Annotated in this window: 11 protein-coding genes and 6 pseudogenes; 14 read left to right on the forward strand and 3 right to left on the reverse strand. The window is 75.1% G+C overall.

Going from position 1 to position 15,733, the window contains the following annotated elements; genetic code table 11:
* The 3 genes and pseudogenes from KPL57_RS25890 to KPL57_RS25900 all read right to left on the reverse strand — a co-directional run.
* Positions 1-287: pseudogene (locus KPL57_RS25890) on the reverse strand (hypothetical protein); the annotation flags it as partial.
* The gene (locus tag KPL57_RS70240) at positions 287-1,144 is read right to left on the reverse strand and encodes a DUF5667 domain-containing protein (RefSeq protein ID WP_308253009.1); all 858 of its coding nucleotides are present in this window, start codon (positions 1,142-1,144) and stop codon (positions 287-289) included. The gene KPL57_RS70240 and the pseudogene KPL57_RS25890, both read right to left, overlap by 1 nt.
* Positions 1,145-1,334: 190 nt before the next feature.
* A pseudogene (locus KPL57_RS25900) lies at positions 1,335-1,972 on the reverse strand (sigma-70 family RNA polymerase sigma factor).
* A 716-nt stretch (positions 1,973-2,688) separates the two neighbouring features.
* Here KPL57_RS25900 and KPL57_RS25905 point away from each other — a divergent pair.
* From KPL57_RS25905 to KPL57_RS25965, 14 genes and pseudogenes are all read left to right on the forward strand, one after another.
* Positions 2,689-3,015 (forward strand): annotated as a pseudogene (locus KPL57_RS25905) (AMP-binding protein); the annotation flags it as partial.
* 191 nt (positions 3,016-3,206) lie between these two features.
* A complete protein-coding gene (locus KPL57_RS25910) occupies positions 3,207-3,863 on the forward strand; it encodes an AMP-binding protein (RefSeq protein ID WP_308253010.1) in 657 nt (218 codons plus the stop codon).
* 211 nt (positions 3,864-4,074) lie between these two features.
* Positions 4,075-4,371, forward strand: a pseudogene (locus KPL57_RS72730) (hypothetical protein); the annotation flags it as partial.
* On the forward strand, positions 4,368-4,532 hold the full coding sequence (locus KPL57_RS25920) for a glutaredoxin family protein (RefSeq protein ID WP_374203789.1): 165 nt from the start codon (positions 4,368-4,370) through the stop codon (positions 4,530-4,532). The pseudogene KPL57_RS72730 and the gene KPL57_RS25920, both read left to right, overlap by 4 nt.
* A complete protein-coding gene (locus KPL57_RS70245) occupies positions 4,529-6,223 on the forward strand; it encodes a molybdopterin-dependent oxidoreductase (protein WP_226353512.1) in 1,695 nt (564 codons plus the stop codon). The genes KPL57_RS25920 and KPL57_RS70245 overlap by 4 nt, the downstream gene beginning before the upstream one ends.
* 493 nt (positions 6,224-6,716) lie before the next feature.
* A pseudogene (locus KPL57_RS25930) lies at positions 6,717-7,444 on the forward strand (redox-sensing transcriptional repressor Rex).
* A gap of 4 nt (positions 7,445-7,448) precedes the next feature.
* Positions 7,449-8,885, forward strand: coding sequence for a glutamyl-tRNA reductase (locus tag KPL57_RS25935; RefSeq protein WP_226353513.1), 1,437 nt, complete (start codon positions 7,449-7,451; stop codon positions 8,883-8,885).
* Positions 8,882-9,838 (forward strand): hydroxymethylbilane synthase, encoded by a 957-nt coding sequence (gene hemC, locus KPL57_RS25940; RefSeq protein WP_020626099.1) that lies wholly within the window; start codon positions 8,882-8,884, stop codon positions 9,836-9,838. The genes KPL57_RS25935 and hemC overlap by 4 nt, the downstream gene beginning before the upstream one ends.
* Positions 9,839-9,854: 16 nt before the next feature.
* The gene (locus tag KPL57_RS25945; RefSeq protein ID WP_075309988.1) at positions 9,855-11,396 is read left to right on the forward strand and encodes a uroporphyrinogen-III synthase; all 1,542 of its coding nucleotides are present in this window, start codon (positions 9,855-9,857) and stop codon (positions 11,394-11,396) included.
* Between the two features lie 202 nt (positions 11,397-11,598).
* Positions 11,599-11,898: pseudogene (locus KPL57_RS72735) on the forward strand (porphobilinogen synthase); the annotation flags it as partial.
* 109 nt (positions 11,899-12,007) lie between these two features.
* Positions 12,008-12,532: a hypothetical protein gene (locus KPL57_RS72740; RefSeq protein WP_374203790.1), complete on the forward strand. Its 525-nt coding sequence runs from the start codon at positions 12,008-12,010 to the stop codon at positions 12,530-12,532.
* A 408-nt stretch (positions 12,533-12,940) separates the two neighbouring features.
* Positions 12,941-13,744 carry a hypothetical protein gene (locus KPL57_RS25955; protein ID WP_226353514.1) on the forward strand — a complete coding sequence of 268 codons (804 nt, stop codon included), beginning with the start codon at positions 12,941-12,943 and terminating at the stop codon, positions 13,742-13,744.
* Positions 13,745-13,793: 49 nt separating this feature from the next.
* Positions 13,794-15,107 carry a glutamate-1-semialdehyde 2,1-aminomutase gene (hemL, locus tag KPL57_RS25960; protein WP_226353515.1) on the forward strand — a complete coding sequence of 438 codons (1,314 nt, stop codon included), beginning with the start codon at positions 13,794-13,796 and terminating at the stop codon, positions 15,105-15,107.
* A 2-nt stretch (positions 15,108-15,109) separates the two neighbouring features.
* Positions 15,110-15,733: histidine phosphatase family protein (locus KPL57_RS25965; RefSeq protein ID WP_226353516.1), on the forward strand; the 624-nt coding region annotated here is incomplete at its 3' end.

Here is a 15,733-nt window from a genome sequence, read left to right on the forward strand (position 1 = left end):
GCCTGGGCCGAGGACGGCCCACCCGCGGTGCGGGCACTCGCCGGCACCGGGCCGAGGTCGTCGACGGTGCCGCCGCTGTCCGCGGCGCAGCCGGTGCCGGCCCGCAGCGCCTCGGCCCGGGTCAGCACCCGGTCCAGCAGGCGGATGGCCTCCGAGGTCTCCCCGCGGCTCTCGGCGGGCAGGTCGGACTGCAGACGGGTGATGCGCCCGGACTGGGCGGCCGCCCAGGTCCGCAGCTCGGCCAGGCGCGAGGTGTCCGCGCCGTCGGTGCCCGCGCCGGCCAGCATCAGCCTGCTGCCGGTGCTGGTGGCCCGTCGAAGTCGCCCATCGCGGACGCCACCGCGTCCGGCGACGGCGGCGTGGACCGCGCGACCAGGCTCTCCAGCTCGTCGACCCGGGAGCGGGCCAGGTCGAGCTGGCGGGCGGCCTCGGCCTGCTGGCCGACGGTGAACACCCCGCCGACGCTCTCGCTGGCGCGCTTCATGCCGTACATCGCGTCGCCGGGCAGGGCGTCGCGGCTGACGGTCGAGGTCACACCGGCGATCACCGCGAGCGCGGCGAACCCGCCGACGACGACGCCGAAGCGCTTGCGCACGCTCGGGCGGCGGCGGTCCAGCATCCGGGCGCCGGACGGCGCCGGACGGGCGGAGTCGTCGCGGCCGGGCCCCGCCTCGGCGTCGCGGGCCCGTCCGGCCGGGGCGCTCACCTGCTCGGGGTGGTCCGGGTGGTCCGACGGCAGCACGTGGCGGCCACGGCGCGGACGGCCGCCGCGACCGGTCGGGTCGTCCGCGGCCGGGGCGTGCTCGCCGGCGGCGCGGCGGTTGGACACCGCGTCCCAGTCGAGGTCGTCGGCGATCGGCGGGCCGATCGGCGCGGTGAGGTCGGCCGGGTCGACGCGGTCGAACCGGTCGCCGAACGAGGGCCCGCCGGACTGCTGCCCGACGCCCTCCTGGGCCAGCACCTCGAACAGCCGTGCCCGCATCCGGGCCGAGGCGTGCGGATCGGGCGAGAGGTCACGCCGCGAACGGTCCAGCGCGGCGGCCAGCGCGATCTCGTGCGCCAGCTCCTCCGATGCAGGGGCACCCGCCGGCGCGCGGTCGAAACCGTCGTCGCCGGGATACCCGTCGTCCCATGCCCTGGGCATGCCGTCCGTCCTCACTGCAGTCTCGCGCTGCTCGTCGGCGCGTGTGGCGCCGTCAGTGCGCGCCGGTCGGTACAACGACCGACTGCGGACGAGGTTACGGCCTTCCAACCGTTCACCGCATCGAGTAGTGCGTTCGGCGCAGTGATCGACACACCCTCTCGCGTTCCGGCTGTTCCGGCGGGAGACCCGCTCACCGCAGGCCGTCCGGGAGGAGCTGTGCGAGGCGGCGCACGCGCGGTGCTGCAGCGCCTTGACCGCACCCTCGTTGCGGTCCATCAGCTCGGCGGTCTCGGCGACCGAGAGGCCCTTGAGGAACCGGTACTGGATGCATTCGCGCTGGTCGGAGTTGAGCTTGGCGATCGAGGCCAGCAGCTCGTCGTTGGTGGCCATGTCGAGCACCTGCTGCTCGGGGCCACCGGTGCTGGGCGACAGCTCGACGATCTCCGAGGTCGTCTGCTCCAGCCGGAAGCGGCTGGACTTGACGTAGTCGAAGATCAGATTCCGGGCGATGGTGACGAACCAGGCCCCGATGTCGCGGCCCTGGTAGCTGACCGAGGAGATCCGGCGCAGGGCCCGGACGAAGGTCTCCTGGGTTACGTCCTCGGCGAAGGACCGGTCGCCCATCCGGAACAGCACGTACCGGTAGACGACGTCGTGGTAGCGCTCGTAGAGCTCGCCGAACGCGGCCACGTCGCCGGCCTGGCAGGCCTCGACCAGCGCCCAGGAGCTGTTCGCGTCCTCGACGGCGCGGGCGGCCTCGTCGGCCGGGTCGGCCTCCGGTCGCTGCAGCTCCTGCGAGATCTGCGGTGCCCGTCGTGGCATCGGCATGTCCTGCTCGGTACGGCCCGGCGGACCCGACCGGGTGGTCCGGCCGTCCGGGCGGTGTAGCGCAGGGCCTGCGGGGTACGTGGGGGGAGCGTCGACCAGGGGAGCGGACGCGATCGGCCCCGTCGGCTGGGACGGCGCAGAGGTCGCTGAAGTCACGGACACCTCCCCGTCCGGCTGGGGGCGGACGGTGTCGGGTCTGTCCTGGCCGGGTTCGGGGGCCCGGAGCGGACGGACGGTCTCGGGGATGGTCTCGGAGCGCTGCTGTCGGAGCAGCCGGTGCGGTCGCGTCGGCCGGGTCATGGATCCCGGGGGGTTGGACGGGGTACGGCTCGGCGGGCGACCCGGCGGGCGGGGACCGCCGGCGCGTCCCGCGCGGCGCGGCACGGTGTGCACCGTGGCGCGCTGGCGTCGAGCTGCATGCCACTCCCTCGGGTGAGTCGCGCGACGAACCGGCGGTTCACGCGTTGAACTACATGTAGCGGCGGAGCATAGACGTCTGTCGAGTGGCGCAGCGCACTCGCCGCCTCTCGTCGCGTGCCGTTCCGGCGAGCGGCCCGATACGCGCGGTGGACGAACCGTGCGCGAAGCGTGTCCGAATCGACACGTGGCGTACACAGCGGTGAACGGTCCCTCGGGGCGCGACGGTCCCGGCCGGGTTTGGAACACTGGCCGTGACGCGTGCCGACGAGCCGACCCCGCCCCGGCGGGGTCCGAGGATGGAGACCGCCGTGCCGAGTTCCGACCCCGCGCCGGGCCACCGTCCCGAGCGGCCCACCCACCTCGCCGACCTGGTGGCGCGCAACGCCTCCGAGCGCCCCGGGCACGACGCCGTCCGCGACTTGTCCGGCGCGGCACCGCTCACCCTGACCTGGTCGGCGTTCGACGCGGCGGTCTCCGCCGAGGCCGCCCGGCTGCGTGCGGCGGGCGTCCGCCACGGTGACCGGGTCGCGATCGGCCTGCCCGACGGGGCCGACTACTGCGTGGCGTTGTTCGGAGCGCTGCGGGCCGACGCGGTCGTCGTACCGTTCGGCGCAGGCGCGGTGACCCGCGAGCTGGAGGTCGTGCTCGACCAGGCCCGGCCGGTCGCGGTCGTCGCCCGGCCCGACGACGCCGTCGCGGCCGGCTGCGCCGAGGGCGTCGGCGCGACCCTGCTGGGCCCGCCGGACCTGGCCGCCCGGTCCCGGACGCCCCGGTCGACCGGGCCCCCGCCGACCCCGAGCGGATCGCGCTGGTCGTGTTCACCTCCGGCACCACCGGGCGTCCGCGCGGGGTGCGGCTGTCGCACCGCGCGCTGCTGGCCAACCGCGAGCAGGCGGGGGAGCTCCGCCCGGCACCGGTCAATGCGGTCGACCGGGTCCTGCTGGCGCTGCCGCTGTTCCACGTCTACGGGCTCGCCGCCGGGCTGCTGCAGGTCTGCTGGACCGGCGCCACCGTCGTCCTGCCCGGCCGGTTCTCCCCGGACCGGCTGGCCGAGGCGGTCGTGCAGGAGCGGGTCAGCGTCGTGGCCGGGGTGCCGTCGATGTTCCGGATGCTGCTCGACCTCGGGCCCGAGCGGCTGCGCGCCGCGATGGCGGGGGTGCGGCTGTGCACCTCCGGCGGCGCCCCGCTGCCCGCGAGCTGGCTCACGGACTTCCGCGCGGCGAGCGGGCTGGACCTGCACGAGGGCTACGGCCTCACCGAGGGCGGGCCCGTCGTCACCAGCAACGACCTGGGCCGCCCGGCCAAGCCGGGCTCGGTCGGCCGGCCGCTGCCCGGGGTGGAGCTGCGTCTGGTCGACCCGCGGGGCAGCCGCTGCCGCAGCGCGACCCGGAGCCGGCACCGCGCGGCGAGGACCCGCTCGACGACCTCGACTACGACGACGACTCCGACCCCGCCGACGACACCGGCCTGATCGCGCTGCGCGGTCCCAACCTGTTCTCCGGCTACTGGCCCGACGGCTGCGGCGGCCCCGGTGAGGACGGCTGGTTCGTCACCGCCGACGTCGGCTACCTCGACGCCGACGGCGACCTGCACCTCGTCGACCGGTCCTCGGACCTGGTCATCGTCAACGGTTTCAACGTCTACCGCGCGAGGTGGAACAGGTCGTCGCCGAGCTGGACGCGGTGGCCGAGGTCGCCGTCGTCGGGGTGCCCGACGACCGGACCGGCGCCGCGGTCAAGGCGGTCGTCGTGCCCGTCGCGGGCGCCGAGCTCACCGGGAGGCGGTCGCCGAGCACTGCGCGGCCCGGCTCGCCCGGTTCAAGCGCCCGCCGTCGTCGCGTTCGTCGACGAGCTGCCCGCACCCCGACGGCAAGATCGCCCGGAGGACACTGGCGAGGATGTGAGATGCGGGTACGACTGCTGACCCGGGTGGGCTGCCACCTGTGCGACGACGCCGCCGAGGTGCTGGCCCGGGTGTGCGCCGAGACGGACACCGGCTGGGACACCGTCGACGTCGACTCCGACGACGAGCTGCGCCGGAGTACGGCGACCAGGTGCCGGTGGTGCTGCTCGACGGCCGTGAGCACGACTCGTTCCGGGTCGACGAGGAGCGCCTGCGCGCGGACCTGGCCCGGCGGTGAGCCCGGCCCCGGACGGTCCGGCCTCCACCGTCGACGGTCGGGCCTTCCCCGCCGGAGGCCCGGCCGGCCGGGGGACGCGGCTGGCCCGTCCCGCGCCGCCCGCCCGCACCGCCCTGGCCGGGCTGGCCGCGGCCGCACTGGGCGTCGGCGCCGGGCAGGCTCTCGCGCTGCTGATCGCCCCGGCCGCCGGGCCGGTGAACGCCGTCGCCGAGCAGGTCGTGGCGCTCACCCCGCCCGCGCTGGCCGGTGCGGCGACGGTCGGGGCCGGGATCGGCAGCCGCTACACCGTCGTCGCCGGGGTGCTCGTCGTCCTTGCGCTCGCCGCGGCCGGGCTCGGGGCGCTGTCGCGCCGCTCACCGTGGCCCGGTGCGTGGGGGCTCGCGGTGCTCGGGCTGGCGGGCGTGGTCGCCGCGGCGACGGCGTCGGGCGCCGGTCAGCTCGACATGGTCCCGGCGGGTGCCGCCGCGGTCGTCGCGGTGACGGTGTTCCGGAAGCTGCACGCGCTGGCGGCCCGGATCCCCGCCCCGACCGCGGACGGGACGCTGCCCGACGGGCGGCCGGTCCGGTCGTCGCTGACCCGGCGGCGGTTCCTGCGCACCACCGCGCTGGCGGGGGCGGGCGGGGTCGTGCTGGGCGCCGGGGCCGCGGCCGCCGCGCCGCTGCTGCCCTCGGGCCGCATCGGGCCTGCACGCGAGGCGCTCACCGCCCGGATCCGGATGCTCGCCGCGCAGGGCCGCATCGCGGCCGCACCGACGCTGCCCGCGGGGGCACAGGTGCCCGGCGCGGCCGCGTTCACCACCGCCGTCGACGCCTTCTACCGGATCGACACCGCGCTGCGGGTCCCGTCGGTCGACCCGGCGTCGTGGAGCCTGCGGGTGCACGGGCGGGTCGGGCGCGAGCTCACCCTCACCCTCGACGACCTGCTGGCCCGCCCGCTCGTCGAACGCTGGGTGACGATGGCGTGCGTCTCCAACGAGGTCGGCGGCGACCTCGTCTCCACCACCCGGTTCACCGGCGTCGAGCTCGCGCCGCTGCTCGCGGCCGCGGAGCCCGACCCGGCCGCGGACCAGGCGCTGTCCACCTCCACCGACGGCTGGACGGCGGGCAGCCCGTCGTCGCTGCTGCTCGACCCCGCCCGCGGCGCGCTGCTCGCGGTCGCGATGGCCGGACCCGACGGCCCGGTCGCGCTCCCGCCCGAGCACGGCTTCCCGGTGCGGATCGTCGTCCCCGGGCTCTACGGCTACGTCTCGGCCACCAAGTGGGTCACCGACATCGAGTTCACGACGTTCGGCGCGCGCGCCGACTACTGGCGCGCCCGCGGGTGGGCCCCGCCCGGACCGATGGAGACGGCCGCGCGGATCGAGTCGCCCGCCTCGTACGCGAGCGTGCCCGCCGGTCGGGTCGTGGTCACCGGCACCGCCTGGGCGGTGCCCCGGGGGATCCGCCGGGTCGAGGTCGGGGTGCAGGACGGCGGCGGATCCGGGTCCTGGGTGACCGCCGAGCTCGCGCCGGTGCCCGCCGGCGGGGCGACCTGGCGGCAGTGGCGCGCCGAGCTGGACCTACCGCCGGGCGGGTACACCCTGGTGTGCCGTGCCACCGACGGCGACGGCGTCGTCCAGACCGCCGAGCGCCGCTCCCCGCTGCCGGGGGCGGCGACCGGCTGGCCGACTCGCACGGTCACCGTGACCTGAGCGGCGCCGACGGCGGCGCCGACCTGGATCCCGGTGGGCCCCCTCCGCGCGGAGAGCTGTGTCACGAGCGGTCGTCAGGACTGCGTGACGGTGGTGTCGTGGGGAACGACGTGGCGGTCGTCGCACGACGAGCGGTTCCTGCCCGTCGATCACCGGTAGCTCCAGGTCAGGGGCGGGGTCGAGCACGGAGAGGACCAAGATCGCAACTTTGTGCGTGCCTTCACAAGCGGCTACCGTGGGTTCCCGTCGCCGGTCCCGGTGGCACGGTGCCCCTGCGGCGCCGAGGACGCCGGGTCTCGTCCGTCCGCAGCCCGTCCGGCCCGCCCGGCCGGTTCGCGGGCGTGCCGCGAGCACGCCGACGACCGGCCCCTGTACATCCCCGAACGGAGCACGCCCAGTCTCGATGACCGACCGCCCGCGGACAAGCCCCCGTGAGCAGGACGGCCACCGGGACCCCGGCCGCCCGCCGACCGACGCCCGAGGAGGACGGCCCGTGACCCTGCCGCCCGAGTCCGGCGTCGCCGCGCCCGACGGCACCGGCGAGCGCCCCGCGCGCCCGGTGCCCGAGGCGACCGTGTCCCGGCTCGCGGTGTACCTGCGCGTGCTCGGTGAGCTGCGCGACGCGGGCGTCGAGACGGTGTCGTCCGAGGAGCTCGCCGGTGCCTCCGGGGTCAACTCGGCCAAGCTCCGCAAGGACCTGTCCTACCTGGGTTCCTACGGCGTGCGCGGCGTCGGTTACGACGTCGCCTCGCTGCAGGGTCGGCTGCAGGGCGAGCTGGGCATGGACCAGCGGCAGTCGGTCGCGCTGGTCGGCGTCGGCAACCTGGGCCACGCCCTGGCCGGCTACTCCGGCTTCGCGGGCCGGGGCTTCCCGGTCAGCTCCCTGTTCGACGTCGACGACGACCTCGTCGGCAGTGAGATCAACGGCATCCGGGTGCGGCACGCGCGCGAGATCCCCGAGGTGTGCGCCGGTGACGGCGTCACCATCGGGATGATCGCGACGCCGGGGCCGGCTGCCCAGAAGGTCTGCGACCTGCTCGTGGCGGCGGGTGTGCAGTCCATCCTCAACTTCGCTCCGGTGCTGCTCACGGTCCGGACGACGTCGAGGTCCGCAAGGTCGACCTGTCGGTCGAGCTGCAGGTCCTCGCGTTCCACGTGGCGCGACGGCACACCGGTGCCGCCGCGGTGACGGACAAGACGAACGAATCGGTGGTGTCGTAGAGCCATGAGCGTCCTCGTGGTCGGCCTGTCGCACCGCAGCGCGCCGGTCGAGGTGCTGGAGCGCCTCGCGGTCGCTCCGGGTGACGTGCCCAAGCTGCTCGAGGAGATGCTCGACCGCTCGCACGTGGAGGAGGCGGTCGTCCTCTCCACGTGCAACCGGATCGAGATCTGCGCGGTCGTGGACGCGTTCCACGGCGGCCTCGGCGACGTCACCGACGTGCTCGGTGCCCATGCCGGGTTCCCGATCGGCGAGCTGTCCGAGCACCTGTTCGTGCACTACGCGGGCTCGGCGGTCCAGCACCTGTTCGCGCTGGCGGCGGGCCTGGACTCGATGGTGGTCGGCGAGTCGCAGATCCTCGGTCAGCTGCGCGGGGCCTACGCGGCCGCGGACAGCGCGGGCGCCGTCGGCAAGGTCCTGCACGAGCTGGTGCAGCAGGCGCTGCGGGTCGGCAAGCGGGTGCACGCCGGGACCGGTATCGACGAGGCGGGTGCCTCGGTCGTGTCGGAGGCCCTGCGCGACGCCGACCGCGAGCTCGGCGGGGACGGTCTGGCCGGGCGCCGCGCCGTCATCGTCGGGGCGGGCGCGATGGGCGCGCTGGCCGCGGCCCACCTGCGTCGCGCCGGGGCGGGCGAGATCGTCGTGCTGAACCGGTCGGCCGAGCGCGGCGAGCGGCTCGTCGAGAAGATCCGGGAGCACGCGGACCCGGGCACCACGGCGCGCTTCGCGGTGATGGACGACCTGGCCGCCGAGCTGCGCGACGCGGACCTGCTGCTGGCCTGTACCGGCGCGATCGGCCACGTCGTCGACGTCGAGCCGGTCGCGCAGGCACTGAACGGCCGCACCTCCCCCCTGGTCGTGTGCGACCTGGGCCTGCCGCGCGACGTCGACCCGGCCGTCGGCGAGCTGGCCGGCGTGCGCATGGTCGACCTGATCACCCTGCAGCGTCGGCTGCTCGACGTCGCCGACGGCGGTTCGGTCGCCGTGGCCCAGAAGATGGTCGACGCCGAGGCCCAGCAGTACCTGGCCGGGCAGCGCTCGGCCGAGGTCACGCCGACGGTCACCGCGCTGCGCCGGCGCGCCTCGGAGGTCGTCGACGCCGAGCTGCTGCGCCTCGACTCGCGGCTGCCCGATCTGGACGCCCGGGTCCGCGAGGAGCTCTCCCGCACCGTGCGCCGGGTCGTCGACAAGCTGCTGCACACCCCCACCGTCCAGGTGAAGCGCCTGGCCGAGGGTCCGGACGGGGACAGCTACGCCGCGGCGCTGCGCACCCTGTTCGAGCTCGACCCGCAGGCCGCCGCCGCGGTCGCCGCCCCGGTCCGTGGCGCCGACGCCAGCGTCGACGGCGGCGACGTCGCCGCCGCCCTGCGCTTCAGCGACCCCACCGTGCCGTTCGACGTCACCCCGTCGATCGGGTCCCGTCCCCCGGAGCAGATCTCGTGAGCGTCCTGAAGATCGGCACCCGGCCGTCGAAGCTGGCGGTCGCGCAGTCCACCACCGTGGCCGACCGGCTCGTCGCCGCCGGCCACCCGTGCGAGCTGGTCACCATCTCGACCAGCGGTGACCGCTCGTCGGCGCCGATCCCGCAGATCGGGGTGGGGGTGTTCGTCTCGCAGCTGCGCGACGCGCTCTACGCCGGCGAGATCGACGTGGCCGTGCACTCGTACAAGGACCTGCCGAGCGCGCAGCCCGAGGGGCTGACGATCGCGGCGGTCCCCGAGCGCGAGGACGTCCGCGACGCGCTGGTCACCGGCGGTCGGGTGCTCGGCGAGCTGGGCCGTGGTGCCCGGGTCGGGACGGGGTCCCCGCGCCGGACCGTGCAGCTGCACGCGCTCGGCCTGGGGCTGGAGGTGCTGCCGATCCGCGGGAACGTGGACACCCGGATCGGGAAGGTGCGGTCCGGCGAGCTGGACGCGGTGGTCGTGGCCGCCGCGGGACTGCGCAGGCTGGGCCGCGTCGACGAGGCGGACGAGCTGATCGACCCGCTGCAGATGCTGCCCGCCCCGGCCCAGGGCGCGCTGGCGATCGAGTGCCGCACCGCCGACACCGACCTGGCGGCGGTGCTGGCCGCGGTGCTGGACGACAGCGGTGTGCGCTTCGCCGTCACCGCCGAGCGTGCGGTGCTGGCGGGGCTGGAGGCCGAGTGCACGACCCCCGTCGGCGCGCTCGCCGAGGTCGTCTCCGACCTCGACGACGACGGCCGCGCGGTCGACCGGCTGTCGCTGCGCGGCGCGCTGGGGATCGGGGACATCGCGGGGGGCGACGTGGTGCGCGCCTCCGCCACCGGAGACATGGACGACGCAGAGAAGATCGGGGCCGCGGTCGCCCTCGAGCTTCTCGACCTGGGAGCCGAGGACCTGCGCCCCGCAGGTCCCGGTGGTCCCGCCAACCGCTGATTCGGGAGTTTCTTCAATGACAGGACCTGCCAACACCTCGGGGCGGATCGCCTTCGTGGGCAGCGGACCGGGGGACCCGGCGCTGCTCACCGTGCGTGCCCGGGACGTGCTCGCTGGCTCGCCGCTGGTCATCACCGACCCGGACGTGCCCGAGGGCATCCTCGCCCTGGCCGCGGACGGCGCCGAGGTGCGCCCGGCCGTCGGGCAGCCCGCCGACATCGCGAGCGACCTGCTCAGCGAGGCCGGCCAGGGCCGCTCGGTGGCCCGGCTGGTCTCCGGCGACCCGCTGACCAACGACGCCGTCGTCGCTGAGGCGATGGCCGTGTCCGCCTCGGGCACGCCGTTCGACGTGGTTCCGGGCGTCCCGTCCTCGACCGCGGTCCCGGCCTACGCCGGTGTCGCGCTCGGGTCGGCGCACGTCGAGGCCGACGTCCGCGCGGGCGTCGACTGGGCCGCGCTGGCCGCGAGCCCGGGTCCGGTCGTGCTGCACGCGACGAGCGCGCTGCTCGGCGACGTCGCCGCCGGTCTGACCGCCCAGGGCGTCCCGGACGAGACGCCGGTCGCCATCACCGCGGGCGGCACCACCTCCACCCAGCGGACCATCTCGTCGTCGGTCGGGCGGATCGCCGCCGACGGCGGTGACCTGGAGGGCGCGCTCGTCCTCACCGTCGGCGAGGCCGCCGGTCGCCGTGGCGAGCTGTCCTGGTGGGAGTCGCGCGCGCTCTACGGCTGGCGGGTCCTGGTGCCGCGCACCAAGGACCAGGCCGGCGTGATGAGCGAGCGGCTGCGGATGCACGGCGCCATCCCGGAGGAGGTGCCGACGATCGCCGTCGAGCCGCCCCGGTCGCCCGCGCAGATGGAGCGCTCGGTCAAGGGCCTGGTCGACGGCCGCTACCAGTGGGTCGTGTTCACTTCGACCAACGCGGTCAAGGCCGTCTGGGAGAAGTTCGGTGAGTTCGGCCTCGACGCCCGCGCCTTCTCCGGCGTGAAGATCGCCTGCGTCGGCCGCTCGACCGCGGAGAAGGTCCGCGAGTTCGGCATCGAGCCCGAGCTCGTCCCCGACATCGACGAGGCCCAGTCCTCGACGTCCGAGGGCCTGCTGGACATCTTCCCGCCGCACGACGACGTCCTCGACCCGGTCGACCGGGTACTGCTCCCGCGCGCCGACATCGCCACCGAGACGCTGTCGGCCGGGCTGCAGGAGCGCGGCTGGGAGGTCGACGACGTGACGGCCTACCGGACCGTCCGGGCCGCCCCGCCGCCCGCGCCGATCCGTGAGGCGATCAAGACCGGCGGCTTCGACGCGGTGTGCTTCACCTCGTCGTCGACGGTGCGGAACCTGGTCGGCATCGCCGGCAAGCCGCACGCCAGGACCCTGGTCGCCTGCATCGGCCCGGCCACCGCGGAGACCGCGCGCGAGTTCGGCCTGCGGGTCGACGTGCAGCCCGAGGAGTCCCGCGTCCCGACCCTGGTCGACGCGCTGGCCAGCCACACCGCGAAGCTGCGCGCCGAGGGCAACCTGCCGCCGCCGAAGAAGGTGAAGGCTCGCCGCCGCTGAGCGTGCGAAGGGCGCATCGGCACTGCCGCTGAGCGGAGCGAAGGGCGCATCGGCACTGCCGCTGAGCCCGCTGCCGTCCCCGTCCGGCCCCGTCCCGCCTCTCCGAGGTGGTGCGGGGCCGACGTGTGTCCGGGGCGGTCGTAGCCTGGTCCGCATGGGTTTTCCGGCGCAGCGTCCCCGACGGTTGCGGAACACCCCCGCGATGCGGCGGCTGGTCTCCGAGACCGAGGTCCGTCCGCGGCAGCTGGTGCTGCCGATGTTCGTCCGTGAGGGCGCGACGGAGCCGGTCCTGATCGGCTCGATGCCCGGGGTCGTGCAGCACACCCGCGACTCGCTGCGCAAGGCGGCCGCGGAGGCGGCGGCCGCGGGCGTCGGCGGCGTGATGCTGTTCGGCGTCCCCGAGCACCACGACGCGACCGGCTCCGGCGCCGTCGACCCGGACGGCATTCTCAACGTCGGCCTGCGCGACGTGCGCTCCGAGGTCGGCGACGACCTTGTCGTGATGTCCGACCTGTGCCTCGACGAGTTCACCGACCACGGCCACTGCGGCGTGCTGGGACGCCGACGGCGGCGTCGACAACGACGCGACGCTGGAGATCTACGCGCGATGGGTGTCGAGCAGGCCCGCGCGGGCGCCCACCTGGTCGGGCCCCAGCGGCATGATGGACGGCCAGGTCGGCGTCATCCGCGCCGCGCTCGACGAGGCCGGGTTCACCGACACCGGCATCCTCGCCTACACCGCGAAGTACGCCTCGGCGTTCTACGGCCCGTTCCGCGAGGCGGTGAACTCGCAGCTCACGGGCGACCGCAAGACCTACCAGCAGGACGGCGGCAACGCGCGTGAGGCCCTGCGCGAGCTCGCGCTCGACCTCGACGAGGGCGCCGACATGGTGATGGTCAAGCCCGCCCTGGCCTACCTCGACATCCTGGCCCGGGTGGCCGACGTCGCCGACGTGCCCGTCGCGGCGTACCAGATCTCCGGTGAGTACGCGATGGTCGAGGCCGCCGTCGCCCGGGGCTGGCTCGAGCGCGAGCGGACCATCATGGAGACGCTGACCTCGATCCGCCGCGCCGGTGCGGACGTGATCCTGACCTACTGGGCCACCGAGGTCGCGTCCTGGCTCGACCGGGGCTGATCCCGCCACCGTCGGGACGATCTTCTGCTCGCGCGGTGGAGAGCGTGTCCGCCGTGGGCGGCCCGGGGAAGTTCCAGCGAGGCCACCTTTCTCCGAGTTCGCTTACCCGGTAAGCGAATTCGCAGACTCTGGGCCCCGAGCTCGGCCCCGGACCCGTGCCCGCTCCCGGGCCCGGCCCCGCTCCCGGCCCGAGTTCGAGTTCGCCTCCCGAACGAGCCGGAGGACCTCGCGCGCCCGATCGTGGCCGTGCCGGGTGACGACCGGACGGCGTACGGCCTCGTGCCGTGGCAGTGCTGTGGGCGGCGCTGTGGGCGGCTCTCGGGCCGGGCGTCCGGCGAAGAGTGAATCGCGCCGTCGGGTACCGCCGAACGTGGCAAACCGGACACCGGCACGGCTACCGTGGACGACGTGAGCAGCGACCCCGGACAGCACGACGCCCCGCAGTACTACCGGCCCGGGCCGTCGACGGGGCGCTACCCGCAGTACCCGCAGAACCCGTACCCGAACGGCTGGCACGGCGGCTCCACGCCGCCGTCGCCGTCGCAGGCACCCGCCGCGCCGGCACCGCAGCCGGGCTCGACCGGGCACCCGGGCTCCGCAGCACAGCCGGGTTCTGCCGCGCAGCCGGGGCCCGGGCAGCAGTCTGGCCCCGGGCCGCAGGCGGGGCAGGGCCCGCAGTGGAACACCACGTCGGGCTGGGGACCGCCCCCGGCGGGTCTCGGCAGCGGGCCACAGGGCCGTCCGGCCCGGCCTCGTCAGGTCGTGACCGCGCTCGTCGCGTTGATCGCGGCGGCGGTGCCGTTCGTGGTCACCGGCATCGGTTCGCTGTTCGTGACCGTCAACGAGTCGCTGCTGAACGACTCCGGCATCCCGCGCGGGGAGTTCGACGCCGCGCTGGCCGCGGCCGGGATGACGATGGCCCAGTTCGGCCAGGCGGTGCGGGTCATGGGCGTGGTCTTCCTGGTGCTGGCACTGGTCTGGATCGCGCTGGCGGTCGCCGCGTTCCTCGGTGCTGCCGGGGCGCGGATCGCGCTGATCGTGCTGCTCGTGCTCTACGGGATCCCACTACTGCTGATCATGTTGATCGGCGGGCAGCCGGTGTTCGCGGTGCTGGTCGTCGGTGTCGCCGCTGCCGGGGTCGCGCTGCTGTTCGGTCGCCCTGCGAAGGAGTGGTACGCCGCCCGCAAGCTCGGGGGCGCGAGCCGGTCCTGACACCGGCTGCGAGACTGGGCCCGTGAGCACCGGAAGCGCAGGGACCACCGTGAGCAACCCGGAACCGAAGGAGTCGGCCCGCCTCTTCGAGCGGGCGACCGAGCTGATCCCCGGCGGGGTGAACTCCCCGGTGCGGGCGTTCAACTCGGTCGGCGGCACCCCGCGGTTCATGGTCTCGGGCGAGGGCTGCCGCCTCACCGACGCCGACGGCGCCACCTACGTCGACCTCGTCTCCTCCTGGGGGCCGATGATCCTGGGGCATGCGCACCCGGCCGTCGTCGAGGCGGTGCGGTCCGCGGCGTCGCAGGGGCTGTCGTTCGGCACCCCGACCCCGGGCGAGATCGATCTCGCCGCCGAGATCGTCGACCGCACCCCGGTCGAGCAGGTCCGCCTGGTCAACTCGGGCACCGAGGCGACGATGAGCGCCATCCGGCTCGCCCGCGGCATCACCGGTCGCACGGTGATCGTGAAGTTCTCCGGCTGCTACCATGGCCACGTGGACGCGCTGCTCGCCGACGCGGGCTCCGGCATCGCCACCCTCGGCCTGCCGACCAGCCCGGGCGTCACCGGCGCCCAGGCCGCCGACACCGTGGTGCTGCCCTACAACGACCTCGACGCCGTCCGCACCGTGTTCGAGCAGCGCGGCCCGGAAATCGCCTGCGTGATCACCGAGGCCGCCGCCGGGAACATGGGCGTCGTCCCGCCGGTCCCCGGGTTCAACGCCGCGCTGCGCGACCTCGCGCACGAGCACGGCGCGCTGCTGGTGATCGACGAGGTCATGACCGGCTTCCGGGCCTCGCGTCAGGGCTGGTTCGGCTGCGACGGCGTCGCCGGGGACCTCTACACCTTCGGCAAGGTCATGTCCGGCGGCCTGCCCGCCGCCGCGTTCGGCGGGTCCGCCGAGCACATGTCGTACCTGGCACCGGCCGGCCCGGTCTACCAGGCGGGCACGCTCGCCGGGAACCCCGTCGCCGTCGCCGCCGGGCTCACCACGCTGCGCCACGCCGACGAGGCCGTCTACGCCACCTTGGCGGCCAACGCCGACCGGATCGGCGCCATGGTGACCGCGGCGCTGGACCGGGAGGGCGTCGCCCACACGATCCAGTACGCGGGCACCATGTTCTCCCCGTTCTTCACCGCCGACCCGGTCACCGACTACGCGGGTGCCAAGGCCGCCGAGACCTGGCGTTACCCGGCGTTCTTCCACGCCATGCTCGACCACGGGGTCTACCTGCCGCCCAGCGCCTTCGAGGGCTGGTTCGTCTCCACCGCGCTGGACGACGAGGCCTTCGAGCGGATCGAGACCGGCCTCGTCGCCGCCGCGGGCGCCGCGGCCGCCGCCACCCGACCGGACGGGGTCTGACCATGGGTGACCGGACCAGCCCGCCCGCGTCGGGACCGGTGACCGTGGTGCACGTGCTGCGCCACGGCGAGGTGCACAACCCCGAGGGCGTCCTCTACGGCCGCATCCCCGGCTACCACCTGTCCGACCACGGCCGGGCCCAGGCCAAGACCGTCGCCGCGTACCTGGACGGCAACGACGTCGCCGCCGTCGTCGCGTCGCCGCTGCAGCGCGCGCAGGAGACCGCCCGCCCGATCGCGGACGCCCACGGCGTCGACATCCACACCGACGAGGGACTGATCGAGTCCGGCAACCTCTTCGAGGGCAAGCGGTTCGGCGTCGGCGACGGCGCGCTCAAGCGCCCGCAGGTGTGGCGGCTGCTGCGCGACCCGTTCACCCCGTCCTGGGGCGAGCCCTACATCGCGATCGCACACCGGATGCTCGGCGCCGTGCACGCCGCACGGGCGCTCGCCCCCGGCCGCGAGGTCGTGTGCGTGTCGCACCAGCTGCCGATCTGGACGCTGCGCCGCTACCTGATGGGCCAGCGGCTCTGGCACGACCCGCGCCGCCGCCAGTGCGCGCTGGCCTCGCTGACCAGCATCGAGTTCACCGGCACCCGGATGACCGGGCTGCGCTACGCCGAGCCG

It is taken from the genome of Pseudonocardia sp. ICBG601, from assembly GCF_020496245.1.